Here is a 26,812-nt window from a genome sequence, read left to right as displayed (position 1 = left end):
CACCGCCCGCCGCAGCCGTCCCGCCGGACCGTCCCGGCGGACGGCGTCCCAGCAGGTCAGCGGGCGGGGCGTCCCGCGAGGGCGTCACTTCTGCGGCACCTGTGGCAGGCGGTGCCGCCCACTGAGCACTCTCGTGTTGCCAGACCGGCGGCACGTCAGGTGCCGTCCCACGACCCCAAGGGGGAAACATGCGACCGAACGTGTTGACGAGGACCGCCATCAGCCTCACCGCCGTCGTCGGACTCGCGGCCGGAACGGTGGCGGCCGCGGGTACCAGCTTCGCGGCGCCGGACGCGAAGCCGGCCGTGAGCTCCGAGGTCTCCGTCCTCGCGGTGAACAACCTTGGCCTGAACACGGCTCGGGCCCAGCGCTGGCAGTGCTGGCTGCGCGACACGGGTTACAACCCCGGCACGATCGACGGGCAGCTGGGCACCAACAGCTGGAAGGCGGCGCAGAGGAAGTTCAACGACCTGGACCTCAACGCCGGCACTGTCGACGGAGTCGTGGGCACCAACACGATCAAGGCGCTGCAGCGCTACCTGAACATCTTCGACTACAACCTTGCCGTCGACGGGGTCGCCGGACCGGCGACCAAGGCCGCGTTCTGGGACTTCAACGAGATCAACTACTGCGCCTGAGCGAACGCCGCGGCCCGTCCTCCCACGGGGGAGAGGACGGGCCGCGCGCGTCTCTTCGGGCGCTCAGAGCCGCTCGGGTGTCCGGATTCCCAGCAGGGCCATGCCCCGGTGCAGGGTCCGGGCCGTGATGTCGCAGAGGAAGAGGCGGTTCTCCACGTGCTGCGGCGTCTCGGCCTTCAGGACCGGGCACTTGTCGTAGAAGGTCGTGTACAGCGACGCCAGCTGGTAGAGGTAGGCCGCCAGTTTGTGCGGGGCGTACTCCGCCGCCGCTTCGGCCGCCGTCTCGGCGAACGCGTCCACGTGCAGGCCCAACGCCCGCTCCGCCTCGGCCAGTTCGAGCTCCGGGTGCGCGGACGGACGTACGTCCCCGGCCTTGCGCAGGATCGACCGGATACGGGCGTACGCGTACTGGAGGTACACGGACGTGTCGCCGTTCAGCGAGACCATCTGGTCCAGGTCGAACTTGTAGTCCCGGTTGGCCGACGTCGACAGGTCCGCATACTTCACCGCGCCGACGCCGACCTGGGTGCCGCGCTCGGCGATGTCCGCCTCGGACAACTGGCCCAGCGTGTCCTTCTCCCGGACGACCGCCGTCGCCCGCTCGATCGCCTCGTCCAGGAGGTCGACCAGCTTCACCGTCTCGCCCTCACGGGTCTTGAACGGCTTGCCGTCCTTGCCGAGCACGGTGCCGAAGGCCAGCTGGTGCGCCTTGACGTCTTCGCCGAGCCAGCCCGCCCGGCGAGCCGTTTCGAAGACCATCTTGAAGTGCAGTGACTGGCGGGCGTCGACCACGTAGACCAGGGTGTTCGCCTTCAGGTTGAAGACGCGGTCGCGGATGGCGGACAGGTCCGTCGCCGCGTAGCCGTAGCCGCCGTCCGACTTCTGGACGATCAGGGGGACCGGGTTGCCGTCCGGGCCCTTGACGTCGTCGAAGAAGACGCAGAGGGCGCCCTCGGAGCGGACCGCGACGCCGGACTCCTCCAGGAGGCGGCAGGTCTCCGCGAGCATGTCGTTGTAGCCGGACTCGCCGACGATGTCCGGGTCCCGGACCTCCATGTCCAGCTTCTCGAAGACGGAGAAGAAGTAGATCTTCGACTCGTCCACGAACTTCTGCCAGACGGCGAGGGTGTGCGCATCCCCGGCCTGGAGGTCGACCACCCGGCGGCGGGCCCTGGTCTTGAACTCCTCGTCGGAGTCGAAGTGCTTGCGCGCGGCCTTGTAGAGGTGGTCGAGGTTGGACATCGCCTCCTCGCCGCTGACCTGCGCGTCCTTGTGGTCCAGCTCGTGCGGGTGCTCGTCCAGGTACTGGATGAGCATGCCGAACTGGGTGCCCCAGTCGCCGATGTGGTGCCTGCGCACCACCGTCTCGCCGGTGAACTCCAGCAGTTGGACCACCGCGTCGCCGATCACCGCGGAGCGCAGGTGGCCGACGTGCATCTCCTTCGCCACGTTCGGCTGGGCGTAGTCGACGACCGTCGTGCCCGGGTTCTCGGCGAAGGGGACCCCGAGACGGTCGGGGTCGGCGTACCGCGCGGCCAGGTTCTCGGTGATCGCGCTGTCCGCGAGCGTGATGTTCAGGAAGCCGGGGCCCGAGACCTCGATGTCCTTGATCACGTCACCGGTGACCACCTCGGTGACGACCTGCGTCGCCAGCTCCCGCGGGTTCGCCTTCGCCTTCTTCGCGAGAGCCAGGATCCCGTTGGCCTGGAAGTCCGCCCGGTCGCTTCGGCGCAGCAGCGGGTCGACTCCGTCGGCTTCCGCGAGGGCGGAAGTGAGGGCGTCGGCGAGGCGCTGTTGGACGAGATCGGTGAGGGACGTGACCGAGGCCATGGGGTGGGAGCCGTTCTCCTCGTGGGCTTGATGGACGTGGCCAGTATCCCATGGGGAGTAAAGCGGTTATTGCGGAGAGCCCGGGTGGTGGCGGTGGGTGTGAAAAGGCGTTTTCGTGGTTGCCGCCCGAGCTGGGAGAATGAGGGCGTCAGCCGTTGACCGTATGGCTGCCCCGGAGAAAGAAGGACGTGCCGATCGTGGCTCAGAGCACCGAGACCACCGACTGGGTCTCCCGTTTCGCGGATGAGGTCATCGAGGAGTCGGAGCGTCGGGCCCCGGGCAAACCGGTCGTCGTCGCGTCCGGGCTCTCGCCCTCCGGACCCATCCACCTGGGGAACCTCCGCGAGGTCATGACCCCGCACCTCGTCGCCGACGAGATCCGGCGGCGGGGACACCAGGTCCGGCACCTGATCTCGTGGGACGACTACGACCGGTACCGCAAGGTGCCCGCCGGAGTCGACGGCGTCGACCCGTCCTGGGCCGAGCACATCGGCAAGCCGCTCACCTCGGTGCCGGCTCCCAAGGGCTCCGCCCACCCGAACTGGGCCGAGCACTTCAAGGCCGCCATGGTCGAGTCGCTCGCCGAGCTCGGCGTCGAGTTCGACGGGATCAGCCAGACCGCGCAGTACACCTCCGGCGTCTACCGCGAGCAGATCCTGCACGCGATCAGGCACCGCGGGGACATCGACGCGATCCTCGACCAGTACCGGACCAAGAAGGCCCCGGCCAAGCAGTCGCAGAAGCCTGTCGACGCGGCCGAGCTGGAGGCCGCCGAGGGCTCGGGGGCCGCGAGCGAGGACGACGGCAGCTCCGGGTCCGCCGGGTACTTCCCGTACAAGCCCTACTGCGGCAACTGCGAGAAGGACCTCACCACCGTCACCGCCTACGACGACGACAGCACCGAGCTGACGTACACCTGCACCGCCTGCGGCTTCTCCGAGACCGTCCGGCTGAACGAGTTCAACCGCGGCAAGCTGGTCTGGAAGGTCGACTGGCCGATGCGCTGGGCGTACGAAGGCGTGATCTTCGAGCCGAGCGGGGTCGACCACTCGTCTCCCGGGTCGTCGTTCCAGGTGGGCGGGCAGATCGTCGGGATCTTCGGCGGGAAGCAGCCCATCGGGCCGATGTACGCCTTCGTGGGTATCTCCGGGATGGCGAAGATGTCGTCCTCGAAGGGTGGCGTGCCCACCCCCGGTGACGCGCTGAAGATCATGGAGCCGCAGCTCCTGCGGTGGCTGTACGCCCGGCGCCGGCCCAACCAGTCCTTCAAGATCGCCTTCGACCAGGAGATCCAGCGGCTCTACGACGAGTGGGACAAGCTGGACGCGAAGGTCACGGACGGCTCCGCTCTCCCGGGCGACGTGGCCGCGCACTCCCGTGCGGTGCGGACCGCGGGCGGTGAACTGCCGCGTACGGCCCGGCCGCTGCCGTACCGGACCCTGGCCTCCGTCGCCGACATCACCGCCGGGCACGCGGACCAGGCCCTGCGGATCCTGTCGGAGCTCGACCCGTCCGACCCGCTCGGCTCCCTCGACGAGGCCCGGCCGCGGTACGACAAGGCCGAGGCGTGGATCAACACGCACGTGCCCGCCGACCAGCGGACCATCGTGCGGGAGGAACCCGACGTCGAGCTGCTGAAGTCCCTCGACGAGCAGGCACAGGGCTCGCTGCGGCTGCTCCTCGACGGCCTGGCCTCGCACTGGTCGCTCGACGGACTGACCCACCTGGTGTACGGCGTGCCCAAGGTCCAGGCCGGGTTCCCGGCGGACGCGACGCCGAAGGAACTGCCCGCGGAGATCAAGACCGCCCAGCGGTCCTTCTTCGCCCTGCTGTACCACCTGCTGGTCGGGCGCGACACCGGTCCGCGCCTGCCCACGCTGCTGCTCGCGGTGGGGCAGGAGCGGGTGCGGGCCCTGCTCGGGGAGTAGGACGCGGACAGGACACGGACAAGAGGCCCTCGTCAGAGGGCCTCTTGTTGTTTCACCTTCGCGTTGTTTCACCTGGGCGTTGTTGCACCTACGCGATGTGGTCCTCTTCCAGTTCCGCCGCGTGGCGCTTCTGGAAGCGCATGACCATGCGCTTGGCCTCGGAGTCCGGGATGGGGGCGCCGTAGGTCGCCTCCACGTCGTAGCTGAACTGGCTCGGCGTCGGGTAACCGCTGCCGCTCATCGACGACTGCTTGAATATCTGGTAGTACGACTCCTCGTCCGGCTCGGCGATCGGGGTGCCGCCGCCCTCGCCCAGCTCGCGGCTGCGGCCCGGGCCCACCGGAATGGGGAAGGAACCCGTCTCCTCGGGGGAGGGCTCCTGGGCCGGGGGCTCCTCCTGGTACTGGTCCCGGTACTGCTCGGCATGCTGCTGCTGCGCGTACCACTCGGCGTACTGCTCCGACGGGTCGTACGTCGGGTCGTAGCCGCCCTGGTACGCGACCTCGTGAGGCGACTGGAACCAGGGGTTCTGGTCATCCTCGGGCGACTGGTCGAGCGGCTCTGCCTGCTGTTGTGTCTGCTGTTGTGGTTGCGGTTGCTGTTGCTGCTCCTGTGACGCGGGGGCCGGTGCCAGCTCCTGTTGGGGAGCGAGTGCCGGTGCCTGGGCCTGTGCCTCCACCGGCGCCGGGGGCAGCAGGGCCGGTTCGATGCCCGCTGCCGCCAGGCCCGCCGGAGCGGTGCGGGCCAGCGGGACGCCGTACTTGGCCAGCCTCAGGGGCATCAGGGACTCCACCGGGGCCTTGCGGCGCCAGGACCGGCCGAAGCGGGAGCGGAGGCGGGCCTGGTAGACGAGACGTTCCTGCTCCAGCTTGATGACCTGTTCGTAGGAGCGGAGCTCCCACAGCTTCATGCGGCGCCAGAGGAGGAACGTGGGCCCGGGGGACAGGAGCCAGCGGGTGAGGCGGACTCCCTCCATGTGCTTGTCGGCCGTGATGTCGGCCATGCGGCCGATCGCGTGCCGGGCCGCCTCCACGGAGACCACGAACAGCACCGGGATCACCGCGTGCATGCCCACACCGAGCGGATCCGGCCAGGCCGCCGCACCGTTGAAGGCGATCGTCGCCGCCGTCAGCAGCCACGCCGTCTGGCGGAGCAGAGGGAACGGGATCCGGATCCAGGTCAGGAGCAGATCGAGGGCGAGCAGGACGCAGATGCCCGCGTCGATGCCGATCGGGAAGACGTAACTGAAGTTCCCGAAGCCCTTCTTGAGGGCCAGTTCACGGACCGCCGCATACGAACCGGCGAAGCCGATGCCCGCGATGACCACGGCACCGGCGACGACCACGCCGATGAGAATCCGGTGCGTCCGTGTGAGCTGAATGGGCGCGGCCACCCGTACTCCCCTCCCCGTGCGTGTTGTTGCGCGCAACAGAGTGGCACATGTGTGCGGCGTACGGGCGGCCGGTAGGTTTCGGCCGCCCTGGTTGAGACCTTCGTCAGCTCTTCTTGACAGCCGACTTGGACGGAGAAGCCGAGGCCGACGGGGACTTCGAGGGGGACTTCGACGGGGACTTCGAGGCGGAGGGGCTCGAGCCCGTACCCGCGCCGGATCCCTCGCCGTTCGCCGACGACACCGCCGCCACCGCCTCCTTGGCGGCCTTCTCCGCGAGCTTCGTCAGGGTCGCCGCGCTCGGGGTCTTCTCGCCGGCGAGGCCCGCGCCGTTGTAGTCGAGGGTGAGGACGACGTTCTCGACGCGTGCGACGATCGTCTGCTGCTTGAAGGACCCTTCCTTCTTCTTCAGGTCGTACGTCACCGTCGTCGCCGCGTCGCCCGTCCCGGACACCGGCTGTGACTTCACGCTCTTCGCGCCGTCCACCGCCTGGGCGTCCTGGACCTGCGTCTCGTAGTACGTCTGCGCCTGCGCGTCGCCCGCACCGCGCGAGGTGTCCGAGTCGAAGCGGAGCAGGGAGACGTTCAGCCAGCGGAACTGGGAGCCCTTCACGCCGTTGTTGTCGAGGCTGCTCCAGGAGCAGCTGGCGCGGGCCGACTTGTCGTCCGAAGTGCTCTCCTTGCCCGACTTCGGCGCCTTCGGCACCAGTTCGCCCAAGGTCTTCTTCGAGAACACCCCGCATGCCTTCGGGAGCGACTGGTACGCCGCCGCCTGCACGGTCGGCGAAGCGCTCGCCGAGGCCGACGCGGCGGTGTCCGCGCTCTTGCCGCCGGTGTCGTCGGAGCCGGAATCGGAGTCCGAGGAGCAGCCGGCGGCGATCAGCATCACGGGGACGGCGGCCGCGCAGACAAGGACGCGGCCAAGGCGCTTGGCCCGCCGATCGCGCTGGTCTCGCTCGTCACGCTGGTCTGCCTGTGCTGGTCGCTGCATGGTTCCTTCACTCATGACGCTTGTGGTTCCTGCCGTCGGATCTGGTCCGAGGGGCCACGGTACGCGGTGAGGGAGTTGCGCGGTCTCGCTTCCGCCGCTTTGTGCGCGGGCGTGAGGGGCCTGTGAAGGGGGGTTACCCGGCCAGTGCCTCCGCCAGCTGGGCGGCCAGTTTCCGGGCCTTGTCCTGCATTTCCTTGCTGTCCGGGGGCACGCCGATCGTCGTCGGCTGCTCCGCGTACTCGATCGTCACGATCACGTTCGACGTGCGGAACGCCACAGTCACCGTGCGCTGCTGGGCCGTCGAACCGGAACTGCCCAACGCGTCGTCCAGGAACGCCTCGTCGCCCAGATCGTCGAGAAGACGGGGCTGGAGATCGGTCGGGGTGGCCGAGGTCGTGGAGGAGGGGGAGGTCGAATCCGAGGGCGAGGGCGAGGCCGTCGAGGAGGGGGAGGCGGACGCGGAGGCGGCGTCGGTCGGGGTGGCGGTGGGGCTGCCGGTGCTCGTGTCACCGGTCTCGCCGGTCTCGACGTCGGACGCGGCGCTGGGGCTCGCCGCCTCGGGAAGGTCGGCCGCCTCCTCCTTCGTCCCGAAGAGCTGCTGTGCCTCGGTGTCGTCGCTCACCGCGGTGTCGTACGACACCACTCGCTCGAAGTCGACGAGCAGATGGTCGGTGGCGTCCGTGGACTCCACCTTCCAGCGGCAGCCGACCTTGCGGTCGGTGTCGTAGGTGAGCGTGGCCTCGCCCGCGTACGCGTTCTCCCGCTGCTCCTCGTCCGTGAGCTGCTTGATGCCGGGCAGCAGCGAGTCGAGGGTGCCCCGGCCGACCGCGCCGCAGGGTTCCGGGAGGACGCGGTACTTGCCCGGCTGGGCCGCGGCGGACGCCGTGCCGGCCTGACCGGGGTTCGCGTCGTCCGTCGTACCGCCGTCTCCCGAGCTGCCGGTGCAGCCGGCCAGCAGGGCCGCGAGGAGCGCGGCGACGCCGGGTACGTACGCCTTCCGCTGCACGGTCAGGCTCCTCTCGACGATGGCTTTGTTGCCGGGTACTTCAGTGTCCCCGCTGGTTAATCGCTTGCCGCACGGGGGCCTGCCCTGGAGACAATGTGTATCGCACGCATGGCCGTCGACGCCGGTCCGTTGTCCCTTACGTCGACCTTGGCGCCGGTTTTGCGATTCAGGACTTCTGTTGTGATTCCGGGGGAATGAGGACGATATGTCGTACGTGGAAATGCCGGGCGCGAAGGTACCCATCCGCATGTGGGCCGACCCGGCGACGGTCGAGGAGGGCGCGCTCCAGCAGCTGCGGAACGTGGCGACCCTGCCGTGGATCGAGGGGCTCGCCGTGATGCCCGACGTGCATTACGGGAAGGGCGCGACGGTCGGCTCGGTCATCGCGATGCGGGGGGCTGTGTGTCCTGCGGCGGTGGGGGTGGACATCGGGTGCGGGATGTCGGCGGTGAAGACCTCGCTCACGGCGAACGATCTGCCGGGGGATCTGTCGCGGCTGCGGTCGAAGATCGAGCAGGCCATTCCGGTGGGGCGGGGGATGCATGACAGTCCCGTCGATCCGGGGCGGCTGCACGGGTTCGCGACCGGTGGCTGGGACGACTTCTGGGGGCGGTTCGACGGGGTTGCGGAGGCGGTCAAGTTCCGTCACGAGCGGGCTGGAAAGCAGATGGGAACGCTCGGATCCGGCAACCACTTTGTCGAAGTGTGCACGGATACGACCGGTTCTGTCTGGCTGATGCTCCACTCCGGTTCCCGGAACATCGGCAAGGAACTGGCCGAGCACCACATCGGCATCGCCCAGAAGCTCCCGCACAACCAGGGGCTGATCGACCGCGACCTCGCCGTCTTCATCGCGGACACCCCGCAGATGGCGGCGTACCGCAACGATCTGTTCTGGGCGCAGGAGTACGCCAAGTACAACCGCACGATCATGATGGCGCTCCTCAAGGACGTGATCCGCAAGGAGTTCAAGAAGGCGAAGCCGACCTTCGAGCCGGAGATCAGCGCGCATCACAACTACGTGGCCGAGGAGCGTTACGACGGCATGGACCTCCTCGTCACCCGCAAGGGCGCGATCCGCGCGGGTTCCGGCGACTTCGGGATCATCCCGGGTTCGATGGGCACGGGTTCGTACATCGTGAAGGGCCTCGGGAACGAGAAGGCCTTCAACTCGGCCTCGCACGGCGCGGGTCGGCGCATGAGCCGGAACGCGGCGAAGCGTCGCTTCTCGACGAAGGACCTGGAGGAGCAGACGCGGGGCGTGGAGTGCCGTAAGGACTCCGGTGTCGTGGACGAGATCCCGGGCGCGTACAAGCCGATCGAGCAGGTCATCGATCAGCAGCGAGACCTGGTGGAGGTCGTGGCGAAGCTGAAGCAGGTCGTGTGCGTGAAGGGCTGACGGCCGGCCGTGTGAAGGGGGCCCGAGGAGACTCGGGCCCCTTTGTGTCACCTATTTCGGTGCGTGCGTCACCGCGTAGATCATCACGAACGCCACGCATCAGAGGTCCCGGTGGACCTTTGTGTTCGAGGCCTGGGCGCGGGGGCGGACGACCAGGAGGTCGATGTTGACGTGGCTGGGGCGGGTGACCGTCCAGGCGATGGTGTCGGCCACGTCGTCGGCCGTGAGGGGTTCCGCCACGCCTTCGTAGACCTTCTCCGCCCTCTCCTTGTCGCCGGCGAAGCGGGTGAGGGCGAACTCGTCCGTCTTGACCATGCCGGGGGCGATCTCGATGACGCGGACGGGGCGGCCGACGATTTCGAGGCGGAGGGTCTCGGCGAGGACGTGGGCGCCGTGCTTGGCGGCGACGTAGCCCGCGCCGCCCTCGTAGGTGCCGTGGCCGGCGGTCGAGGAGACGACGACGATCGTGCCGTCGCCGCTCGCGTCCAGCTTGGGGAGGAGGGCCTGGGTGAGGTTGAGGGTGCCGATGACGTTCGTCTCGTACATCGAGCGCCAGTCGGCCGGGTCGCCGGTGGCCACCGGGTCGGCGCCGAGGGCTCCGCCGGCGTTGTTGACCAGGACGCCGATCGACTTGAAGGCGGTCGCGAACTCGTCCACCGCGGCGCGGTCCGTGACGTCGAGGGCGTACGCCGTCGCCTGGTGGCCGGCCGCGGTGAGCTCCTCCGCCAGCGCCTCGATACGGTCCTTGCGGCGGGCGGTCAGGACGACGCGGTAGCCGGCCTCGGCGAGGCGGCGTGCCGTGGCGGCGCCGATTCCGCTGCTCGCACCGGTGACGACGGCGATGCGGGAGGCGGCGGACGGTGCGGCGGTGGCCATGGGCTGCTCCTCGGACGGTGCGTGACGGACCTTCCCGGCCAGCTTAAGTGCGTGGGGCAACCGGGTGGTTTGTGGTCTCGTTCTCCGGTCTGCCCCGGCGCGGTCCCGGTGGGACAATGAGGTGGGTGATCCGCGGTTCAGGAGGTGGATCGATGGGACAGGCACGTGAGGTCATGGACCGGCTCACGGACGCGCTGACCTCGCACCCGGATCTGAAGGTCATCGCCGAGCTCTATGCCGACGACGCGGTCGCCTTCACCTCCGACGAGGGGCAGATCCGCGGTCGCGACGGCATCGTCGAGTACTGGCGGCAGATGACGGAGGCGGTCCCCGAGGCCACGTTCGAGACGTTGCACGCGTACGAGGCCGGTGACACGGCCATCGACGAGGGGATCTTCAGCGGCCGGAACACCGGGCCGCTGCAACTGCCCAACGGGGAGACGCTCCCGCCGACCCAGAAGGAGATCAGGATCCGCGGGGTGGACATCGCCACCGTGGCGGACGGCAAGATCGTCGACTACCGGCTCTACTTCGACGAGATGGACTTCCTGGGGCAGCTGGGGCTGCTGCCCGAAGAGCCGGCCTGAGCGGTCCCTGCCGTACGTACGCTCAGTGGCCCCGCGGCACGTACATGATCACCGCCATGCCCGCGAGGCAGATCAGCGCGCCCGTGACGTCCCAGCGGTCCGGGCGGTAGCCGTCCGCGGCCATGCCCCAGACCAGGGAACCGGCGACGAAGACACCGCCGTACGCGGCGAGGATGCGGCCGAAGTTCGCGTCGGGCTGGAGCGTGGCGACGAAGCCGTACGCGCCGAGAGCCAGGACGCCCGCGCCGATCCACAGCAGGCCGCGGTGCTCACGTACGCCCTGCCAGACCAGCCACGCGCCGCCGATCTCGAAGAGCGCGGCGACGACGAAGAGGGCGGCGGAGCGGAGGATGAGCATGCGGTCCAGCTTTCCATGCGCGTGTAGGGGGTCGTGCGTCACCTGATGGGCTGCGCCTGGGGTGCGCCGCGCGTGGGATACATCCCGTACTGACCACGGCTGACGGCTGACTGCTGACTGCTGATTGAGGAGTGGTGGCATGCGGGTGTGGGTTCTACGGGTTCTGCGGTGTCTTGCGGTGTGGGGGGTTGCTCTGGCGGCGGTGGGCGGCGGGACGATTCCGGTGGCTGGCGCCGACGGGGGGCCCGAGGCCGATCTCGCCTATCACGGGACCGCCTCGATGGCCTTCGGGGTCGTCGACGTGCGGTTCACGCCGCGCAATCACGGGCCGTCGGCCGTGCCGGACGCGACGGTGCGGCTGCGCTGGTCGGAGCCGCTGGCGTTCCGGCAGGTGCTGCCCGACGGGTGTGCGCGCTCGGGGCTGCGGGTGGTGCTGTGCCGGGTGGGGGCGCTGGCCGCGGACGGGCTGGGGGAGCGGGTGGAGCTGGGGGTACGGCTGCGGGGGGCGCCGTCGGAGGTGCTGCTGGAGGTCGACACGGTGTGGAGCGGCGGGGTGGTGGACCGCAACCGGGCCAACGACCGGCAGCGGGTGCTGGTCCTGGACACCGGGGACGAGTACTACTTCTGAGCAGGCGCCGGCGCCGGCCCCGCAGGTACCTCGGTGGCTGCGTCGTACGATCTCTGCGCGACGCAGAGGAGAGGCGGACGGGATGATGGCCGGCGAGGCGATGGCTGGTGGGGCGGGGGCCGGTCAGGCGGTGGCCGGCGAGGTGTCAGCCGGTCAGGGACGTGAGCGGCTGCTGGAGGAGTTGTCCACCTTCTCCCGCCGCTACATGGCGTCGTACGCCCTGTTCAACCAGGCGGTCGCCGACCATCTCGGGCTACACCCCACCGACCTGCAGTGTCTGAGCCTGCTCACGCTGGAGGGTGGGCCGGTGACGACCGGCCGCGTCGCCGGGCTGACCGGGCTGACGACCGGGTCGGCGACGCGGCTGGTGGACCGGCTGGAGCGGGCGGGGTACGTCGTACGGGAGCGGGACGCGGCCGACCGGCGGCGGGTGCTGGTGGCGACGGTGCCGGATCGGATCGCCGAGTTCGGGCGGGTGTGGGAGCGGCTGGGGGGCGGCTGGTCCGCTCTCTTCGACGACCTGGACGAATCCCAACTCGGGCTGCTCGTCGACCACATGAGGCGTACGACGGAGTTCAGTGCGGCTCAGGTGGCCCGGCTGCGGGCGGGCGAGGTGTGAGTGCCTGCGCGGGGGCGGGACCAGCGGCGGACGATCGGCTTCTCCACCCACTCGTAGAGGGCCCAGGCGAGCAGGACAGCCACCGCGCACTCGGCGACGAGCACGGCGATCGCGGCCGGTACGGAGTTCAGGTCCGGGCCGAGTAGCTTGCGGCCCTCGGCCAGTACGACGAAGTGCAGCAGGTAGAAGGCGAAGGACACCTCGCCGAGCCAGGTCATCGCCCGGTTGCGGAAGATCGTGAAACGGCCCTGGGCGTCCTGCTGATCGCGCCGGCCGCGATCAGTAGGACGCAGGGCACCACACACACCGCGCGCTGGGCCAGCAGGTAGGGCACACCCGGGAGTTCGGCGACCGCGTAGCTCGCCACGAGGAGCAGGCCCGACCACACCATGCCGATGTCGCGCCAGCGGCCCAGCAGCACCGCGCGGGCGACGAGGATGCCGAGCAGGAAGTCGAGCAGGCGGGTGGGCGGGAAGACGTACGCGAACCAGAGGTGGAGGCCGGAGACGGACGGTTCGTTGGACATGTAGACGTCGCCGGCGGGGATCACGGCGGTGGTCACGAAGGGCGTGGCGACGACGGCGGCGACGACGGCCGCGGTCCAGTACTTGAGGCGGTGCGGGGCGATACGGCGGGCCCGGGCGAACAGCAGCGGGAAGCAGAGGTAGAAGACGGCCTCGCTGGACGGGAACAGCCGGGCGGGTTCACGCTGAAGTTGGCGTCGTAGTCGGGGATCCACGACTGGACCAGGGGAGGAGTAGCGGGGGCGGCTGGCCCACTCGCTCCGCGCCCGCGGGACCGGGGTGACCAGGGCTTCGTCGGCGCCCGCCAGGCGGTAGGCGGCCAGGGCGAAGTCGTGGCGGCTGAGCTGGCGGGGGCCGGAGAGGTGCGACAAGGGCTCTACGGCGCTGCGGTCGACGCCCGGGCCGCACATCGCCCGCAGGACGGTGGTGACGTCGTCCAGGTGGACGGGGGTGAACCACTGGTCCTCCGGCGCGGCCAGGGGCTGTCCGGCGCGGGCGGCGGCGAGGCAGCGCTCGGCGAAGGTGACGCGTTGTCCGGACGGGGACCAGCCGCCGTAGACGAGGCTGACCCGCACGACGTGGCCGCCCGCGTCGAGTACGGCCTGTTCGGCCGCCAGCTTGACGTGGCCGTAGACGTTGGCGGGGGCCGGCGGGTCGGCGGGGGTGCGCAGGGGGTCGGTGCCGGGGTAGACGTTGTCGGTCGAGACCAGCAGGATCCGGGGGCCGAACTCCTCGGCAACCGCCCGCGCGAGGCCGGCGTGCGCCTCGGCCGCGTCCTCAGGGTGGTTCTCCATCCAGGTCGCGTCGCTCGGGCCGTGGGTGAGGACGACCCGGTCCGGCTGTTGGCGGCGCAGGGCTGCGCGCAGGGCGTCGCGGCCGTGCCGGGTACCCAGGTCGCAGGGCTCGTGCTGGGCCGTAGGGGCGCCGCTGCGGGCGACCGTGTGCACGGTCGCCGCGTCGCGGCGGAGGGCGGCGGTGAGGGCGGAGCCGATCAGGCCGCGGCCGACGACGGTGATGTGGCGTGGTGCGGGACTCACAGGACTCACGGGACTCACGGGACTTAGGGTGGTTGCCCATGCCGGACGGGGGAGGGGCCGTCGCCCGGCTCCGGACGACTGCCGCCCGCACAGGTCCCGGTCTGCGCGCACGGCCTACGGATTCGCAATTCGCCGATCCTAAGGGGCTGTTGCGAGCCGCCGTACTACCGGGGAGCGGGGGTGGCGTACTTTGTCACCTCGGTCACGAGGGCCTGCCACCTGCGGCGCCGGGAAAGGTGTCCTTGACCTCAGCGACCTCAGCGACCTCAGCGACCTCGGCGGTACTGAGGGGCTTCATACCGGCGCCTCCCCCCGCTCCACGCCCACCACCAGCCGTTCCCTGACCTCGCCCGGGGCCAGCCCCGGCAGCAGATAGCGCCAGAGCGAGGCGATCCGTTCCGGCGGGTCGGCGCGCCGGGTCGCCACCTGGGACATCACCTGCGTACCGGTGAAGCTCGCCACCAGGACGCCCGCGAACTCCGCCTCGTCCACCTCCGGCAGCAGCTCGCCGCGCTCGCGCGCCACGTCGAGTTCCCGGCGGAACTGGCCGATCCACCACTCGTACACCGAGTATTCGTTCAGGCCCGACTCCTCCTGCTCGACGGCCAGCCGCACGCCCGCCCTGAGTAGGACGTTGTGCTGGAGCTCGTGGGCGAGGTGGAGCGTGATGTCCACGAGCTGCTGGAGTCCGGCCGGGTCCTTGGGCAGCTTCAGCCCCTCGGCCTGGTTGACGATGACGGCCCGTGCCAGGTCCTCCTTGGACTTGAAGTGGAAGTACATCGCACCCTGGGTGGAGCCCGCGCGCTCCAGGATGCGGGTGATGCTCGTGCCCGCGTAGCCGCACTCGTCGAACACCTCGGCCGCCGCGTGAAGGATCAGCTGCTTCGTGCGGACAGCGCGTTCCTGCTTGGGCCGTGCCATCGGCTCTCTCCTCGCACTCATGTCGTCTGACGTCGCCCCTTCGACAAAAAACAGAACGTACTCTATTTTTTTCTGCGTCGTAGCCGGCACCCGAGCGCTGCGCCAAAGCCCTTCTGAGTGGGGGAGGTTCCGTCATGACCACCGTTGTGTGCGAACAGCAGCAGCCGAGCGTGGCCGGCCGGCCCGTGACCCAGCGGCTCGTCCACAAGTCGGACGCCGCAGAGGTGCTGCTGACCCGCTGGAGCCGTACGGCTCCCGATTCCTTCCGGGTCGCCGCCTGCTGGCCCGGCGACCATCCCTTCTACACGGCCGAGTCCGGGGCGTACCAGCCCCTGCTGGTCAGCGAAACGATTCGCCAGCTCTTCCCGCTGCTGTGCCACGCCGGATACGAAGTGCCCGACGGCCACCACCTGGTCTGGGAGGAGTACGGGTTCGACCTCGCGCCCGAGACCCTGCGCCCCGGCCCCGCGCTGCCCGAACTACGGGTGACCTGCAGCGACATCGCGCGCAGACGCACCCATGTGGCCGCCATGACCATGGACGTCGACCTGGTGCGCGACGGCGCCGTCCGTGCCCGGGCCCGCTCGCGCTTCACCATCCAGGCGCCGGCCGTCTACGACCGGCTGCGTGGCGACCGTACGGACACCGCCCGCGCGATGGCCGCGGCGGTACCGCCACCGGCGCCCGCCCCGGCGGAGGCGGTCGGGCGGGACCGTACCGAGGACGTCGTCCTGTCCCCGACGGAACGCCCGGACCGCTGGCAGCTGCGGGTCGACACCCGGCACCCCAAGTACTTCGACCACGCCGTCGACCACGTCCCCGGGATGCTGCTCATCGAGGCCGCCCGCCAGGCGGCCCAGGCGGTACGGCATCCCGCGCCCGTCCTGCCGGTGGGCATGGAGACGGCCTTCCGGCGTTACGGCGAGTTCGACGCCCCCTGCTGGATAGAGGCGCAGCCTGTGGAGGGGGACGCGGACGCGGTCCGGGTCGTCGCCCGCCAGGACGACGAGGTGCGGTTCACGGCGGACGTACGGACGCAGGCCTGCTAGGACAGGCCCGGAGTCGACAGGGCCGCTGGGGCAGGCCCGCTGGGGCAGGCCCGGAGCCTGTCCTAGGAAGCCGCCGCGTCCCCGGCGTCGTACTGCTCCCGCGCCTCCCGGACCTCCTCGATGTGCGTCTCCGCCCAGTCCTTCACCGCGAGCAGCAACAGGCTCAGGCTGCGGCCCAGTTGGGTGAGTTCGTAGTCGACGCGGACCGGGACGGACGGGGTGACCGTGCGGGTGAGGATGCCGTCGCGTTCCAGTGCGCGCAGGGTCTGCGTGAGCATCTTGGGGCTGACGCCGGCGAGCTTGCGGGCGAGGTCGCTGTAGCGCTGGGGGCCGGGGGCGAGGGCGGAGACGACGAGGCTGACCCACTTGTCGCTGAGCCGGTCCAGGAGCTGGTTGGTGGGGCATCCCTTGAGGAACGCGTCGTACTCGGTGCGGGCCTGTTCGCGCCGCTGGGCCGCCGTCATAGTCGCCATGGCTCACCTCCGGGGTATGTACGCACCTTTGGGTAACTACTTCCCGATGGATAGTAACTCTTCCTAGGGTTGCCGGCAGCTGAGGAGATACCGAGGCAGTCAGTGATGTAGGGGGAGTTGACGGACATGCGAGCTGTGGTGGTGACGACGTTCGGCGGGCCCGAGGCCGTGCGGATCGTGGAGACGGAGCTGCCCGAGCCGGCGGCGCGGCAGGTGCGGATCAAGGTCGCGGCGGCCGCGCTGAACCCGGTGGACGCCGGGGTGCGGGCGGGGGCCTTCGGCGGCGCGGGCAGGCAGATCGGGCTCGGCTGGGACGTGGCCGGGACGGTGGACGCGGTGGGTACCCACTCCGGGGGAGACTGGCGTGTCGGGGACGAGGTGGTGGCGCTCGACCACGGCGTGGACAACCCGCTGGGCTCGCACGCCGAGTACGTGGTCGTCGACACGGATGCGGTGGCGCTCGCCCCGAGGTCGGTGGACGCGGTGGCGGCGGCGACCCTGCCGCTGAACGCGCTGACCGCCGTCCAGGCCCTGGACCTGCTTGAGTTGACGCCGGGTCAGTCGCTGCTGGTGACGGGGGCCGCGGGCGCGGTGGGCGGGTACGCCGTCCAACTTGCCGCGCGCCGAGGGGTGTCGGTGACCGCGCTGGCCCGCGAGGAGGACGCGGAGCTCGTACGGTCGCTGGGGGCCTCGTCCTTCACCACCGGTGCCGTCGAGCCGGGCAGCGTCGACGCCGTGCTGGACGCGGCGATCCTCGGCGAGGCGGCCCTGGAGTGGGTGCGGGGCGGGGGCGCCTTCGTCGGCGTCATTCCGGGGGCGGCCCCGGCCCCGGTGCGCGGGGTGCGGACGACGGCCGTCGGGGTGAGTGCCGACGGGGCCCGGCTCGCCGAGCTGGTCGGCCTGGTGGACGAGGGGGTCCTGACTCTCCGGGTGGCCGGGACGTACGCCCTGGACGAGGCTCCGAAGGCGCACGCCCGGCTCGCGGAGGGCGGGGTGCGGGGGCGGCTGGTGCTGGTGCCCTGAGTACCGGGCGGCGGGTCAGGCCAGTGCGCCCAACGTCATGGCCGCGACCACCGGGGCGGCGTACACCAGCGGGAACGGGATGTGCGCGTACCACCGCGCCCGTACGACGGTGACGACCGCCCCGGCGAAGTACAGCACCAGCCCGGTCCCGGCCGCGATGCCGATGACCGGTACGAACAACCCGACCAGCAGGCCGACGGCTCCGGCGACCTTCGCCGCGCCGAGCCAGGGCCACCACGAGCTCGGCACCCGGTAGTCGGTCAGGGCCTTGATGATCCACTCGGCGCGGGTGAGGACGACGACTCCGGAGTAGCCGGCCATCGCGGCGGCCAGCAGGGTGACGACGGTGTGGGCGACGGACATGGGGTGCTCCTCGGTGGTGGGCTTCATCGCGTTCACCGGGTTGACGGGGAGCGGGGCGGGAGTGTGACAGGCCGGGGTCTCTTTCTTGCGCGGCGGACAAGTGCCGCGGAGGGCCCTCAGTGCACGCCTTGCGCGTACGCCGTCGGCGGGACCCCCACCGTCGCTGTGAAGTCCCGGACCAGATGGGCCTGGTCGGCGTAGCCGAGGTCGGCGGCCAGTGCCGCCCAGTCCACCGGCGCCTCCGTCTCCGCCCGTTCCAGGGCCTCGTGGATGCGGTGGCGCAGGATGACCCACTTGGGGCCGACGCCGACGTACGCGGCGAACAGGCGCTGCAGCAGTCGTACAGACATGCCCTCGGACCGCGCGAAGTCGGTGACGCGGCGGATCGTGCGGTCGGCGCCGATGCGGTCGACCAGGGCGGTCGCGAGGTCGGCCTGGGGGTCGGGCCGCGGGTCCAGGGCGAGGAGGAAGGTGTCGAGGGCGGCGACCCTGGCCTTCTCGTCGTCCGGGGAGAGGATCGTCAGGGGGTCCGTGTCCGGGAAGATCTCGGGGGAGCGGATCCGGTGGCCCGTCCAGTGTGTGACGGGGTGCTCCGGGGCGAAGGGGCGGAAGCCGCCCGGTCTGAACTTGATGCCGCACACCCGGCCCCGCCCCTCCAGCTTCTGCGCGAAGAGCCCGAGCTGGATGCCCGCCACCTCGACGAAGGGGTCCTGGCCCTCGAACCGCTGGAAGACGATGTTGACCGCCGGATGCGGGACGACATGGGAGACGTACGGCTCGGAGAGGTTCCAGTCGATCAGCCAGTACTGCTCGACATACCGGCGCAGCGGCTCCGCCGGCTCGACGCGGCGGAAGTCCACGTGCGTGAAGAGCTCCGCGGCGTCGACGATGCCTCGGGTGTCACGGCGTACGGGGGCCATGGAGCGATCGTAGGACGGGGCACTGACAGGCGCCGGGTAGTCGGAGGGCGGGAGGGCGGGAGGGCGGGACTCGGAATACGGGGGAGGGCGGGACCGTTGTCAGGCTATAGTTGAACGGTCAACAACTTTGGAGGTTGAGCGACCATGCAGTTCGGGATCTTCAGCGTCGGCGACGTCACGCCGGACCCGACCACGGGCCGTACGCCGAGCGAGCGCGAGCGCATCAAGGCCATGGTCGCCATCGCGCTGAAGGCCGAGGAGGTCGGGCTCGACGTCTTCGCGACCGGCGAGCACCACAACCCGCCCTTCGTGCCGTCGTCGCCGACGACCATGCTCGGCTACGTGGCGGCGCGGACGGAGAAGCTGATCCTCTCCACCTCCACCACCCTCATCACCACCAACGACCCGGTGAAGATCGCCGAGGACTTCGCGATGCTCCAGCACCTCGCGGACGGCCGGGTGGACCTGATGATGGGGCGCGGCAACACCGGCCCGGTGTATCCGTGGTTCGGGCAGGACATCCGCGAGGGCATCAACCTCGCCATCGAGAACTACGCCCTCCTGTACCGGCTGTGGCGCGAGGACGTCGTGAACTGGGAGGGGAAGTTCCGTACGCCTCTCCAGGGGTTCACGTCCACGCCCCGGCCGCTGGACGGCGTGCCGCCGTTCGTCTGGCACGGCTCGATCCGGTCCCCCGAGATCGCCGAGCAGGCCGCCTACTACGGCGACGGCTTCTTCCACAACAACATCTTCTGGCCGGCCGACCACACCAAGCGGATGGTCGAGCTCTACCGGAGCCGGTACGCCCACTACGGGCACGGCACCCCCGAGCAGGCGATCGTCGGCCTGGGCGGCCATGTCTTCATGCGGCGCAACTCGCAGGACGCGGTGCGGGAGTTCCGGCCGTACTTCGACGTCGCGCCGGTCTACGGGCACGGGCCGTCGCTGGAGGACTTCACCGACCAGACCCCGCTGACCGTCGGCTCCCCGCAGCAGGTCATCGAGAAGACCCTCAGCTTCCGTGAGTACGCCGGTGACTACCAGCGTCAGCTGTTCCTGGTCGACCACGCCGGGCTGCCGCTGAAGACCGTGCTCGAACAGCTCGACATGCTCGGCGAGGAGGTCGTGCCGGTGCTGCGCAAGGAGTTCGCCGCGAGGCGTCCGGCCGGGGTGCCGGAGGCGCCGACCCACCAGTCGCTGCTCGCGGCCGCATCGAAGGGAGTGACCGTCGAATGAAGCTCGTCGTCGTCTCGGCCGGGCTGAGTGTCCCGTCGTCCACCCGCCTGCTGGGGGACCGGCTGGCCGCGGCCGTGGGCCGGGACCTGCCGGTCGAGGTCCAGGTCGTGGAGCTGCGCGACCTCGCCGTGGAGATCGCGCACAACTTCACCAGCGGGTTCCCGGGGAAGAAGCTGTCCGCCGCGATCGACGCGGTGACGGGGGCGGACGGGCTGGTCGTCGTCACGCCGGTGTTTTCGGCGTCGTACAGCGGGCTGTTCAAGTCGTTCTTCGACGTGATCGACAAGGACGCGCTGGCGGGCATGCCGGTGCTGATCGCCGCGACCGGCGGTACGGCCCGGCACTCCCTCGTGCTGGACCACGCGCTGCGTCCGCTCTTCGCCCACCTGCGGACCGTCGTCGTCCCGACCGGGGTGTACGCGGCCTCGGAGGACTGGGGCGCGGAAGGGCTGGACGGGCGGATCGAGCGGGCTGCGGGTGAGCTGGCGGCCCTGATGACGGGCATGTCGGCGGCCAAGCCCGTCAAGGACGCCTTCGCAGAGGTCGTGCCGTTCGAGGAGCAGTTGGCCGCGCTGCGGGTGTGAGTGCAGGGCGGTGACGTCAGGTGGACCGGGTGCGGCCGGGGCGGCGGGTTGGCCGCACCCGGCCGGGTCGGTCTAGCGGCGGCGGAAGGCGTTGATGACGGGGCTGTCCGCGGCCGGGCCCGTCAAGGACGCCTTCGCAGTGGTCGTGCCGTTCGAGGAGCAGTTGGCCGCGCTGCGGGTGTGAGTGCAGGGCGGTGAGGTCAGGTGGACCGGGTGCGGCCGGGGCGGCGGGTTGGCCGGCCCGGCCCGCCGCAGGCGCGGGGCAGCGGTGACATCAGCTGCTCCGCGGCGGGCGCCGATCTGCGGTGTTGTCGTCGGTTGCCGAAGCTCCGCATAGACGCCCTCCTCCGCCGTGCAGCCCGACGCACCATGCCCCCCTCACCTGCGTCGATCAGGCACCGCCGCCGGTTTCCTGCGGCCTGATCCGCCGGACAGGCCTAGGGCGCTTCTGATGGATCTCCGCGGCGTCGCGGCGTCCGGCACGCACCCTCGCCGCACGGAGTGAAGGGCCAGGTGGCTCCGCCACATGACCCTTCACTCCGCACGCCGAGCGCACGCACCGGACGCCGCTCCTTCCTCCACGGAGATCCATCAGAAGCGCCCTAGCGGCGGCGGAAGGCGGCGTCCAGTGTGGACGTGCTGGTGTGCCACATGTTGTCGGCGATGTTGACCGTGTGTCCGGGGGGCACGATCTCGTCGATGCGGTCGAGGAGGTCGTCGGACAGTTCGATGCCGTCGGTGGTCAGGTAGGACTCCAGGTGGTCCATGGTGCGTGGGCCGACGATCGCGGAGGTGACCGCCGGGTGGCGGACGACGAACGCGATCGCCATCTGGACGAGCGTCATCCCGGCCTCGTCGGCGAGCGCCCCGAGGGCGTCGGCGGCGTCGAGCTTGGCCGCGTTCGCCGGGGACGTGGCGTCGTAGACGTCGGCGAAACGGACCCGGCGGGCCGTCGAACCGGGCCCGGCGATCTCCTGGCCCTTGCGGTAGCGGCCGGTCAGCCAGCCGCCGGCCAGCGGGCTGTAGGCCAGCACGCCCATCCCGTGGCGCAGGCAGGTCGGCAGCACGTCGTACTCGATGGCGCGGGCCAGGAGGGAGTACGGGGGCTGCTCGGTGCGGAACCGTTCGCGGCCGCGGCGCTCGGCGGTCCACTGCGCCTCGACGACGCGTGATGACCTCGGACCAGTCGCCCACACCGTCGAGACGTGCCGACGCCGAGCGGAACCGCGACAAGATCCTCACGGCGGCCCGCGCCGCCTTCGCCGAGCCCGGCGCCCAGGTGTCGATGGCCGAGATCTCGCGACGCGCCGGCGTCGGCATGGCGACGCTCTACCGCAACTTCCCCGGCCGCCGAGAGCTCCTGGAAGCCCTCTACCTCGACGAGGTCGACGCCGTCTGCGCGCCTGCCGAGGCCGTCGACGGCCAGACGCCGGGAGCGGTGTTCACGGCCTGGCTGCACCGGTTCTTCGCCTTCGCCACCGGCAAGCACGACATCGCCACCGAGCTGCTGACGCACTCCGACAGCGACGACGCCGTCTTCAGCGAGAGCCGCAGCCGCGTACTGGCCGCCGGCCGGCCGCTCCTCGTCGCCGCACAGCAGGCCCACGAGGTCCGCGACGACCTCACCCTCGAGCAGATCTGCGACATGATCATCGCCGTCGCCACGATTCACGGCGCCCCCGACTACGTCGAGCCGATCCTGCGGGCCGCGCTCGACGGCCTGCGCCCGTGAGCTCCCCGGCGGGGAGAGTGAGAGGACGGTAGGGGTGCGCCCCCGGTTGCGCACCCGGCGGTGAGAGGGCAGTAAGAAGGGCGCCCGGTGAGCCGCTCATCACGTCGCACGGGTCGGCGGGCTTGGCACACTGAGGGCGTGCCCCAAAACGTGCTGCTCGCCGAAGACGACCGCGCCATCCGCCATGCGCTGGAGCGCGCCCTGACCCTGGAGGGCTACCGGGTCACCGCGGTCGCCGACGGGATCGAGGCGCTGGCGCACGCCCACAAGAGTCCGCCCGACGTGCTCGTGCTGGATGTGATGATGCCCGGGATCGACGGACTGCAGGTCTGCCGGGTCCTGCGCGCCGAGGGGGACCGGACACCGATCCTGATGCTGACGGCACTCGTGGAGACCCAGGACCGGATCGCCGGGCTGGACGCGGGCGCCGACGACTATGTGGTCAAGCCCTTCGACGTCGAGGAGGTCTTCGCCCGGCTGCGGGCGCTGCTGCGCCGGACCAGCCCGGTCGGCGCGCTGAGCGGGGCGCCGCAGCCGCAGGCGCCCGAGCACGCCGAGGGGCGGATCGAGGCGGGCGGGCTGCGGATGGACGTACAGGCGCGGCGGGCCTGGCGCGGGGGGCGGGAGCTGGAGCTGACCCGCACCGAGTTCGAGCTGCTGGAGCTGCTGGTCCGCAACGCGGGGATCGTCCTCGACCACTCCACGATCTACGACCGGATCTGGGGCTACGACTTCGGGCCGGGCTCCAAGAATCTCGCCGTGTACGTCGGCTACCTGCGCCGCAAGCTCGACGAGCCCGGGGCGCCGCTGCTGATCCACACGGTCCGCGGTGTGGGTTATGTGCTGCGGGAGGACTGACGGGTGGGCCGCCTCGGGCGGCTGCTGGTGAGACGGCGGCCCCGGCTCCTGTCCCTGCGGACCACCTTCGCGGTGTCCTTCGCGGCCGTGACCGCCGCCGTCACCCTCCTCGTCGGCGTGCTCTCCTACAACGCCGCCGCCCGGCTGGTCCGGGTCGACCAGGAATCCGTGTTCGACCAGGTCGTGCAGGACCTGCGGGACGAGGTGCGCACGCACCGGATGACACCCGGCGACTTCTCCTCCTCCGAGCCCGGCCACGACCTCGTCCGGCCCGCCCGCACGGATGTGCAGGTGCTCGGGCCGGACGGCGGCGTCGTCGACCCCGGCCGGCCGGGGCTGCCGGTCGTCGCCGGCGACCGGCGGATCGCGGCCGACGCCACCGCCGGGACGATGGTCGAGCACAAGGACGTCGACGTCGGTGACGACGTCTACCGGGTCGCGACCGTCGCCCTCGGCGACGGGCGGGGCGCGGTGCAGGTCGCGCAGGAGTTCAGCGACACCGAGGACCTGCTGCGGGCCCTGCAGCAGCGGACGCTCGGCCTCATGGCCGCGGTCGTGACCGCGGCCGGGCTCTTCGGCTGGTGGCTGGCCCGGCGCATCACCCGCCGGCTGGTGATCCTCACCTCCGCCGCCGAGGACGTCGCCCGTACCCGACGCCTCGGCATCCAGGTGCCCGTCGCCGGCTACGACGAGGTCGGCCGCCTCGGCCGCGCCTTCGACCGCATGCTCGGGCGGCTCGCCCAGTCCGAGGAGGACCAGCGGCGGCTGGTCCAGGACGCGGGGCATGAACTCCGTACGCCGCTGACCTCCCTGCGGACGAACATCTCGTTGCTGCGCAGGATTGACGAGCTGCCTCCCGACACCCGGGCCGAACTGGTCGCCGACCTCGGCCAGGAGGCCCGCGAACTCACCGACCTCGTCAACGAGCTGGTCGACCTCGCGGCCGGGCAGTCCGACACCGAGCCGCCCCAGCGGGTCGACCTCGCCGACATCGCCGAGGACGTCGCCGGGCTCGCGCGCCGCCGTACCGGGCGGGAGATCGTCGTCCGGGCGAGCGGTGACACGACGACCGACGGCCGCCCGGCGATGCTTCAGCGCGCCTTCTCCAACCTCGTCGAGAACGCGGCCAAGTTCGACCGCGACGGTAGGGGCCCCATTGAGATCAAGGTCAGCGGTCCGGCCCGCCCGGGCACCGTCCGCGTCGAGGTCCTCGACCGCGGCCCCGGCATCGCCGACGCCGACCTGGTCCGCATCTTCGACCGCTTCTACCGCGCCGCCGACGCGCGCTCCCTGCCGGGCTCGGGCCTCGGCCTGTCCATCGTGCGGGAGGTGGCCCTCGCGCACGGGGGCGCGCCGTTCGCCGTGCGGCGGGAGGGCGGCGGGACGGTGATCGGGTTCACGGTGGGCGGGGCTTGAGGCAGGCAGGGGTTGCCCGCCCCTTCAACGGTTCTCCGTGGCCAGCCCCCCGGCCAGACCCAGCATGGCCGCACCCGTCAGCGCGTCCAGCCACCGGCGGGCGCGCCGAGTGATTCCCATGCTCTGCAGACGGCTGCCCAGAGCCGCGTAACCACAGGCGCAGCAGAACTCGACGCCGATGTACGCGGCGCCGAGGGCCAGCAGCGGGACGGCGACGCGGTCGGCGTCGCGCGGCAGGAACTGCGGCAGGAACTGCGGCAGGAACACGGTGAACAGAATCAGCGCCTTCGGGTTCGAGGCCGCCACGAGGAACTCCTGCCACGCGAGCCGCCACGGCGACCTGACGCCGTTCAGGCCCTCGTCGGCAGGCTCGCCGTCGGCTGCGGCCCGCGACGCCTTCCCGCGTACGGCCGCCAGCACCGTTCGCGCTCCCAGCCACCCCAGGTAGGCCACGCCGCACCACTTGATGACGTTGAACGCCACCGCGGACTCCGTGAGTACCGCTCCGAGCCCCGCCGCGACCGCGATCACCATCAGCGCGAACGCCGCGAAGCGGCCGAGGGACGCGCTGACGGCGGGGGCCAGTCCGTGCCGCAGCCCGTTGCGCAGGGCCAGTAACTGATTCGCCCCGGGCGTGGCCGCCAGCAGCAGCGCCGACGGGGCGAACGTCCCCCACTCCACCTCAGTGATCACGACCGTACGGGTACCCGCGCGGGGCGATCGCGGACGTGGGGTTTGCGCGGTCAGGCGCGCCGGCCGCGGCCCTTGTACAGGGCTGACCCGGCGCCCAGGGAGACGACCGCCATGCCGATGCTGGTCGCGATGCCCTTCGCGCTGTCGTCGATGAGGGGGGCGGCCAGGGCGACGGTGAGGTTGAAGAGGAACAGGAACCACAGGACGGGGCGGGAGGAGAGCATCGCCTTCATGGCAGGTGCCTTTCGGGGAGAGGTGGATCTGTGGATCTCCCCGACGGGAGCCGTTGACCTTGTGAGATCAACGATCCCGTCATCGGCCTGCCATCACGAGAGAGCGTTCTCCCCGGTCGGGGGTGTAGCCCGCTCCACCTACGGCCCCGTCCTAGACGCGCACGGCCGAGTCCCGGGCCACCGAAACCATGAGGTCCCGCAGCCCCTCGACGTACAGCCGCATGTTCTTGTACGCGACGTCGTTGTCGGGATAGCGGCTGGCGAACTGCAAGCCCTCGTGGAGCCTGTTCATCCACACGCACACCTGGTCGCCGTACGAAATCCGCATCAGCCCGGAGGCCTTCAGGTCCTGCCACCGCTCCGACCCCGGAGTGCCGCGCGTGTCGACGTACGAGACGATCGAGTACAGGTCCGGAGACGTGGGCCGGAAGTCGGAGCCCAGCAACCCGAGCACGCGGGCGATGGGCATCCGGGCCAGTGACCGGTTCTCCCGCAGCGCGGTGCGGACCATCGCCAGCGCGCTGTCGAAATCCGCCGCCCGTGCCACGGGAACCTCGATCGGCGCGCCGCCCACGTACCAGCCCACCGAGTCCGACCACTGGGATTTCGCCCTGGTGTGGAACGGCACGACGGTGCGGTAGACTTGCTGGCCGCCGATCTCGCGGACGACGAGGGCGGTGGCGGCGAGGATGCCGACCAGACTTCCGCCGTACGGGCGGCAGTACGCCTCGAAGGCTGCCGCTTCCGCGTCGTCGACCAGCATCTCGTGCATGAGCTTCTGGGCGGGCAGCGGCCCTTCGGGGTCGAGGCCGAGGTCGACGGGGAAGTTCGGCAGCCTCCCGTCGCATCGGGAGATGAACTCCCGCCAGCGGGTGACCGTCGCGTGCGAGTCGTCGATCCCGTCGGCACGCGTGCGCTCGGACGCGCAGAAGTCGACGTAGCTGGTGACCGGTGCCGTGTCGGCGGTGCGGCCCTGGAGCCCGGCCGCGTAGAGGTCGTGGATCTCGCCGGGGATGCGCTGCAGCGAGTACGAGTCGACGTTGCTGTGGTCGAACGCCATGTACACACTCGTGCCGTCGTCCCTGACGACCGTGGTGAAAATGAAGTTCGGCCAGGTGAGCGCGTCCGCCGCGACGTCGAAACGGTCCTGCAGATAGCGGGTCAGCACCGCCGCGTCGGAGAAGGTGCCGATGTCCTCGCGGTGCAGCACGACCGTGTCGGCGTCCAGCGTGAAGCGTCGCATCTCGTCGTCGGTCCAGCGGAATCCGTTGCGCAGCGTCTCGTGCCGAAGTGTCCAGGTACGCAACGCGCCTTGGAGGACGTCGAGATCGATCCGTCCCGGGATGTCGAAGGCCGCCCCGAGCCAGGTCGGTACGAACAGGCCGTCCTGCCGTACCGATCGCGTCGTTCGAACGTGGGACTCCTGTACGTACGCGGGAGGGCGGGAATCGTCCAAACCCCTCTCCGTAGTTCTCACTGGTCAACGCCGTTTCCCAGGCT

29 protein-coding genes are annotated in these 26,812 nt (G+C 70.7%); 13 read left to right on the top strand and 16 right to left on the bottom strand.

Annotated elements, in window-relative coordinates; translation table 11 throughout:
- Positions 1-188: 188 nt before the first annotated feature.
- The gene (locus AC5P09_RS29890; protein WP_493876852.1) at positions 189-638 is read left to right on the top strand and encodes a peptidoglycan-binding domain-containing protein; all 450 of its coding nucleotides are present in this window, start codon (positions 189-191) and stop codon (positions 636-638) included.
- A 63-nt stretch (positions 639-701) separates the two neighbouring features.
- Here AC5P09_RS29890 and argS read toward each other — a convergent pair whose 3' ends face one another.
- Positions 702-2,468 (bottom strand): arginine--tRNA ligase, encoded by a 1,767-nt coding sequence (gene argS / locus AC5P09_RS29885; protein ID WP_493876851.1) that lies wholly within the window; start codon positions 2,466-2,468, stop codon positions 702-704.
- A 188-nt stretch (positions 2,469-2,656) separates the two neighbouring features.
- Here argS and lysS point away from each other — a divergent pair, with 188 nt between their 5' ends.
- Entirely contained in the window at positions 2,657-4,396 is a 1,740-nt protein-coding gene (gene lysS, locus AC5P09_RS29880) for a lysine--tRNA ligase (RefSeq protein ID WP_493876850.1), read from the top strand.
- A gap of 88 nt (positions 4,397-4,484) precedes the next feature.
- Here lysS and AC5P09_RS29875 read toward each other — a convergent pair whose 3' ends face one another.
- From AC5P09_RS29875 to AC5P09_RS29865, 3 genes are all read right to left on the bottom strand, one after another.
- Positions 4,485-5,789 (bottom strand): DUF2637 domain-containing protein, encoded by a 1,305-nt coding sequence (locus AC5P09_RS29875; RefSeq protein ID WP_493876849.1) that lies wholly within the window; start codon positions 5,787-5,789, stop codon positions 4,485-4,487.
- A 103-nt stretch (positions 5,790-5,892) separates the two neighbouring features.
- On the bottom strand, positions 5,893-6,792 hold the full coding sequence (locus AC5P09_RS29870) for a DUF3558 domain-containing protein (protein WP_493876848.1): 900 nt from the start codon (positions 6,790-6,792) through the stop codon (positions 5,893-5,895).
- Positions 6,793-6,910: 118 nt separating this feature from the next.
- A complete protein-coding gene (locus AC5P09_RS29865) occupies positions 6,911-7,783 on the bottom strand; it encodes a DUF3558 domain-containing protein (protein ID WP_493876847.1) in 873 nt (290 codons plus the stop codon).
- Between the two features lie 205 nt (positions 7,784-7,988).
- On the opposite strand from AC5P09_RS29865, the gene AC5P09_RS29860 reads away from it, so the two are divergent.
- Complete coding sequence (locus AC5P09_RS29860) at positions 7,989-9,182, top strand: RtcB family protein (protein WP_493876846.1); 1,194 nt, start codon at positions 7,989-7,991, stop codon at positions 9,180-9,182.
- A gap of 99 nt (positions 9,183-9,281) precedes the next feature.
- On the opposite strand, the gene AC5P09_RS29855 is transcribed toward AC5P09_RS29860, so the two are convergent.
- Positions 9,282-10,058: an SDR family NAD(P)-dependent oxidoreductase gene (locus tag AC5P09_RS29855; protein ID WP_307676564.1), complete on the bottom strand. Its 777-nt coding sequence runs from the start codon at positions 10,056-10,058 to the stop codon at positions 9,282-9,284.
- A 152-nt stretch (positions 10,059-10,210) separates the two neighbouring features.
- On the opposite strand from AC5P09_RS29855, the gene AC5P09_RS29850 reads away from it, so the two are divergent.
- Positions 10,211-10,645 (top strand): ester cyclase, encoded by a 435-nt coding sequence (locus AC5P09_RS29850; protein WP_493876845.1) that lies wholly within the window; start codon positions 10,211-10,213, stop codon positions 10,643-10,645.
- Positions 10,646-10,667: 22 nt separating this feature from the next.
- Here the strand turns inward: AC5P09_RS29850 and AC5P09_RS29845 are convergent, their stop codons facing one another.
- The gene (locus AC5P09_RS29845; protein ID WP_493876844.1) at positions 10,668-11,003 is read right to left on the bottom strand and encodes a YnfA family protein; all 336 of its coding nucleotides are present in this window, start codon (positions 11,001-11,003) and stop codon (positions 10,668-10,670) included.
- A 139-nt stretch (positions 11,004-11,142) separates the two neighbouring features.
- On the opposite strand from AC5P09_RS29845, the gene AC5P09_RS29840 reads away from it, so the two are divergent.
- Entirely contained in the window at positions 11,143-11,631 is a 489-nt protein-coding gene (locus AC5P09_RS29840; protein WP_493876843.1) for a hypothetical protein, read from the top strand.
- 205 nt (positions 11,632-11,836) lie between these two features.
- Positions 11,837-12,250 (top strand): MarR family winged helix-turn-helix transcriptional regulator, encoded by a 414-nt coding sequence (locus tag AC5P09_RS29835; RefSeq protein WP_493876866.1) that lies wholly within the window; start codon positions 11,837-11,839, stop codon positions 12,248-12,250.
- Here the strand turns inward: AC5P09_RS29835 and AC5P09_RS29830 are convergent.
- The 3 genes from AC5P09_RS29830 to AC5P09_RS29820 form a co-directional block, all read right to left on the bottom strand.
- A complete protein-coding gene (locus tag AC5P09_RS29830; RefSeq protein WP_493876842.1) occupies positions 12,217-12,468 on the bottom strand; it encodes an acyltransferase family protein in 252 nt (83 codons plus the stop codon). The two genes, AC5P09_RS29835 and AC5P09_RS29830, sit on opposite strands and share 34 nt — an antisense overlap.
- Positions 12,465-13,811 carry a sugar nucleotide-binding protein gene (locus AC5P09_RS29825; RefSeq protein WP_493876841.1) on the bottom strand — a complete coding sequence of 449 codons (1,347 nt, stop codon included), beginning with the start codon at positions 13,809-13,811 and terminating at the stop codon, positions 12,465-12,467. The genes AC5P09_RS29830 and AC5P09_RS29825 overlap by 4 nt, the downstream gene beginning before the upstream one ends.
- A gap of 294 nt (positions 13,812-14,105) precedes the next feature.
- A complete protein-coding gene (locus tag AC5P09_RS29820; protein WP_493876840.1) occupies positions 14,106-14,732 on the bottom strand; it encodes a ScbR family autoregulator-binding transcription factor in 627 nt (208 codons plus the stop codon).
- A gap of 134 nt (positions 14,733-14,866) precedes the next feature.
- On the opposite strand from AC5P09_RS29820, the gene AC5P09_RS29815 reads away from it, so the two are divergent.
- On the top strand, positions 14,867-15,781 hold the full coding sequence (locus AC5P09_RS29815; protein ID WP_493876839.1) for a ScbA/BarX family gamma-butyrolactone biosynthesis protein: 915 nt from the start codon (positions 14,867-14,869) through the stop codon (positions 15,779-15,781).
- Between the two features lie 62 nt (positions 15,782-15,843).
- On the opposite strand, the gene AC5P09_RS29810 is transcribed toward AC5P09_RS29815, so the two are convergent.
- Positions 15,844-16,254: a winged helix-turn-helix transcriptional regulator gene (locus tag AC5P09_RS29810; protein ID WP_493876838.1), complete on the bottom strand. Its 411-nt coding sequence runs from the start codon at positions 16,252-16,254 to the stop codon at positions 15,844-15,846.
- A 126-nt stretch (positions 16,255-16,380) separates the two neighbouring features.
- Here AC5P09_RS29810 and AC5P09_RS29805 point away from each other — a divergent pair, with 126 nt between their 5' ends.
- Positions 16,381-17,277 carry an NADP-dependent oxidoreductase gene (locus tag AC5P09_RS29805; RefSeq protein ID WP_493876837.1) on the top strand — a complete coding sequence of 299 codons (897 nt, stop codon included), beginning with the start codon at positions 16,381-16,383 and terminating at the stop codon, positions 17,275-17,277.
- 15 nt (positions 17,278-17,292) lie between these two features.
- On the opposite strand, the gene AC5P09_RS29800 is transcribed toward AC5P09_RS29805, so the two are convergent.
- Together AC5P09_RS29800 and AC5P09_RS29795 are read right to left on the bottom strand one after the other, a co-directional pair.
- Positions 17,293-17,640: a DoxX family protein gene (locus tag AC5P09_RS29800; RefSeq protein ID WP_493876865.1), complete on the bottom strand. Its 348-nt coding sequence runs from the start codon at positions 17,638-17,640 to the stop codon at positions 17,293-17,295.
- A 116-nt stretch (positions 17,641-17,756) separates the two neighbouring features.
- Entirely contained in the window at positions 17,757-18,560 is an 804-nt protein-coding gene (locus tag AC5P09_RS29795) for a DUF6597 domain-containing transcriptional factor (protein ID WP_493876836.1), read from the bottom strand.
- A gap of 144 nt (positions 18,561-18,704) precedes the next feature.
- Here AC5P09_RS29795 and AC5P09_RS29790 point away from each other — a divergent pair, with 144 nt between their 5' ends.
- Positions 18,705-19,796, top strand: coding sequence for an LLM class flavin-dependent oxidoreductase (locus tag AC5P09_RS29790; protein WP_493876835.1), 1,092 nt, complete (start codon positions 18,705-18,707; stop codon positions 19,794-19,796).
- Positions 19,793-20,380 (top strand): FMN reductase, encoded by a 588-nt coding sequence (locus AC5P09_RS29785; RefSeq protein WP_493876834.1) that lies wholly within the window; start codon positions 19,793-19,795, stop codon positions 20,378-20,380. Before AC5P09_RS29790 ends, AC5P09_RS29785 begins: the two co-directional genes overlap by 4 nt.
- 602 nt (positions 20,381-20,982) lie before the next feature.
- Here the strand turns inward: AC5P09_RS29785 and AC5P09_RS29780 are convergent.
- Positions 20,983-21,576 (bottom strand): aldo/keto reductase, encoded by a 594-nt coding sequence (locus AC5P09_RS29780; protein WP_493876833.1) that lies wholly within the window; start codon positions 21,574-21,576, stop codon positions 20,983-20,985.
- Between AC5P09_RS29780 and AC5P09_RS29775 the strand changes: the two genes are divergently transcribed.
- The 3 genes from AC5P09_RS29775 to AC5P09_RS29765 all read left to right on the top strand — a co-directional run bounded on the left by AC5P09_RS29775 (position 21,552) and on the right by AC5P09_RS29765 (position 24,386).
- Positions 21,552-22,112 (top strand): TetR/AcrR family transcriptional regulator, encoded by a 561-nt coding sequence (locus AC5P09_RS29775; RefSeq protein ID WP_493876832.1) that lies wholly within the window; start codon positions 21,552-21,554, stop codon positions 22,110-22,112. The two genes, AC5P09_RS29780 and AC5P09_RS29775, sit on opposite strands and share 25 nt — an antisense overlap.
- 150 nt (positions 22,113-22,262) lie before the next feature.
- On the top strand, positions 22,263-22,970 hold the full coding sequence (locus tag AC5P09_RS29770) for a response regulator transcription factor (protein ID WP_493876864.1): 708 nt from the start codon (positions 22,263-22,265) through the stop codon (positions 22,968-22,970).
- Between the two features lie 3 nt (positions 22,971-22,973).
- Positions 22,974-24,386, top strand: a complete 1,413-nt coding sequence (locus AC5P09_RS29765) for a HAMP domain-containing sensor histidine kinase (protein WP_493876831.1) — start codon at positions 22,974-22,976, stop codon at positions 24,384-24,386.
- Between the two features lie 24 nt (positions 24,387-24,410).
- Here the strand turns inward: AC5P09_RS29765 and AC5P09_RS29760 are convergent, their stop codons facing one another.
- The 3 genes from AC5P09_RS29760 to AC5P09_RS29750 all read right to left on the bottom strand — a co-directional run bounded on the left by AC5P09_RS29760 (position 24,411) and on the right by AC5P09_RS29750 (position 26,768).
- Entirely contained in the window at positions 24,411-25,079 is a 669-nt protein-coding gene (locus tag AC5P09_RS29760) for a LysE family translocator (RefSeq protein ID WP_493876830.1), read from the bottom strand.
- A 50-nt stretch (positions 25,080-25,129) separates the two neighbouring features.
- The gene (locus tag AC5P09_RS29755) at positions 25,130-25,312 is read right to left on the bottom strand and encodes a hypothetical protein (RefSeq protein WP_493876829.1); all 183 of its coding nucleotides are present in this window, start codon (positions 25,310-25,312) and stop codon (positions 25,130-25,132) included.
- 151 nt (positions 25,313-25,463) lie between these two features.
- Positions 25,464-26,768 carry a condensation domain-containing protein gene (locus AC5P09_RS29750; RefSeq protein WP_493876828.1) on the bottom strand — a complete coding sequence of 435 codons (1,305 nt, stop codon included), beginning with the start codon at positions 26,766-26,768 and terminating at the stop codon, positions 25,464-25,466.
- Positions 26,769-26,812 lie beyond the last annotated feature (44 nt).

This window comes from Streptomyces sp. a15 (assembly GCF_059026085.1).
Note: the sequence above shows the minus strand (reverse complement) of the source record. Positions and strands in the feature narration are given on the sequence as shown.

What these genes read in the sequence shown, in the direction of transcription:
- AC5P09_RS29890 (WP_493876852.1), top strand. Translation starts at nt 189, where the DNA reads ATGCGACCGAACGTGTTGACGAGGACCGCCATCAGCCTCACCGCCGTC.
- AC5P09_RS29790 (WP_493876835.1), top strand. Translation starts at nt 18,705, where the DNA reads ATGCAGTTCGGGATCTTCAGCGTCGGCGACGTCACGCCGGACCCGACC.
- AC5P09_RS29755 (WP_493876829.1), bottom strand. Translation starts at nt 25,312, where the DNA reads ATGAAGGCGATGCTCTCCTCCCGCCCCGTCCTGTGGTTCCTGTTCCTC.
- argS (WP_493876851.1), bottom strand. Translation starts at nt 2,468, where the DNA reads ATGGCCTCGGTCACGTCCCTCACCGATCTCGTCCAACAGCGCCTCGCC.
- AC5P09_RS29815 (WP_493876839.1), top strand. Translation starts at nt 14,867, where the DNA reads ATGACCACCGTTGTGTGCGAACAGCAGCAGCCGAGCGTGGCCGGCCGG.
- AC5P09_RS29820 (WP_493876840.1), bottom strand. Translation starts at nt 14,732, where the DNA reads ATGGCACGGCCCAAGCAGGAACGCGCTGTCCGCACGAAGCAGCTGATC.
- AC5P09_RS29845 (WP_493876844.1), bottom strand. Translation starts at nt 11,003, where the DNA reads ATGCTCATCCTCCGCTCCGCCGCCCTCTTCGTCGTCGCCGCGCTCTTC.
- AC5P09_RS29810 (WP_493876838.1), bottom strand. Translation starts at nt 16,254, where the DNA reads ATGGCGACTATGACGGCGGCCCAGCGGCGCGAACAGGCCCGCACCGAG.
- AC5P09_RS29805 (WP_493876837.1), top strand. Translation starts at nt 16,381, where the DNA reads ATGCGAGCTGTGGTGGTGACGACGTTCGGCGGGCCCGAGGCCGTGCGG.
- AC5P09_RS29775 (WP_493876832.1), top strand. Translation starts at nt 21,552, where the DNA reads ATGACCTCGGACCAGTCGCCCACACCGTCGAGACGTGCCGACGCCGAG.
- AC5P09_RS29840 (WP_493876843.1), top strand. Translation starts at nt 11,143, where the DNA reads ATGCGGGTGTGGGTTCTACGGGTTCTGCGGTGTCTTGCGGTGTGGGGG.
- AC5P09_RS29795 (WP_493876836.1), bottom strand. Translation starts at nt 18,560, where the DNA reads ATGGCCCCCGTACGCCGTGACACCCGAGGCATCGTCGACGCCGCGGAG.
- AC5P09_RS29835 (WP_493876866.1), top strand. Translation starts at nt 11,837, where the DNA reads ATGGCGTCGTACGCCCTGTTCAACCAGGCGGTCGCCGACCATCTCGGG.
- AC5P09_RS29855 (WP_307676564.1), bottom strand. Translation starts at nt 10,058, where the DNA reads ATGGCCACCGCCGCACCGTCCGCCGCCTCCCGCATCGCCGTCGTCACC.
- AC5P09_RS29800 (WP_493876865.1), bottom strand. Translation starts at nt 17,640, where the DNA reads ATGTCCGTCGCCCACACCGTCGTCACCCTGCTGGCCGCCGCGATGGCC.
- AC5P09_RS29860 (WP_493876846.1), top strand. Translation starts at nt 7,989, where the DNA reads ATGTCGTACGTGGAAATGCCGGGCGCGAAGGTACCCATCCGCATGTGG.
- AC5P09_RS29870 (WP_493876848.1), bottom strand. Translation starts at nt 6,792, where the DNA reads ATGAGTGAAGGAACCATGCAGCGACCAGCACAGGCAGACCAGCGTGAC.
- AC5P09_RS29830 (WP_493876842.1), bottom strand. Translation starts at nt 12,468, where the DNA reads ATGACCTGGCTCGGCGAGGTGTCCTTCGCCTTCTACCTGCTGCACTTC.
- AC5P09_RS29850 (WP_493876845.1), top strand. Translation starts at nt 10,211, where the DNA reads ATGGGACAGGCACGTGAGGTCATGGACCGGCTCACGGACGCGCTGACC.
- AC5P09_RS29785 (WP_493876834.1), top strand. Translation starts at nt 19,793, where the DNA reads ATGAAGCTCGTCGTCGTCTCGGCCGGGCTGAGTGTCCCGTCGTCCACC.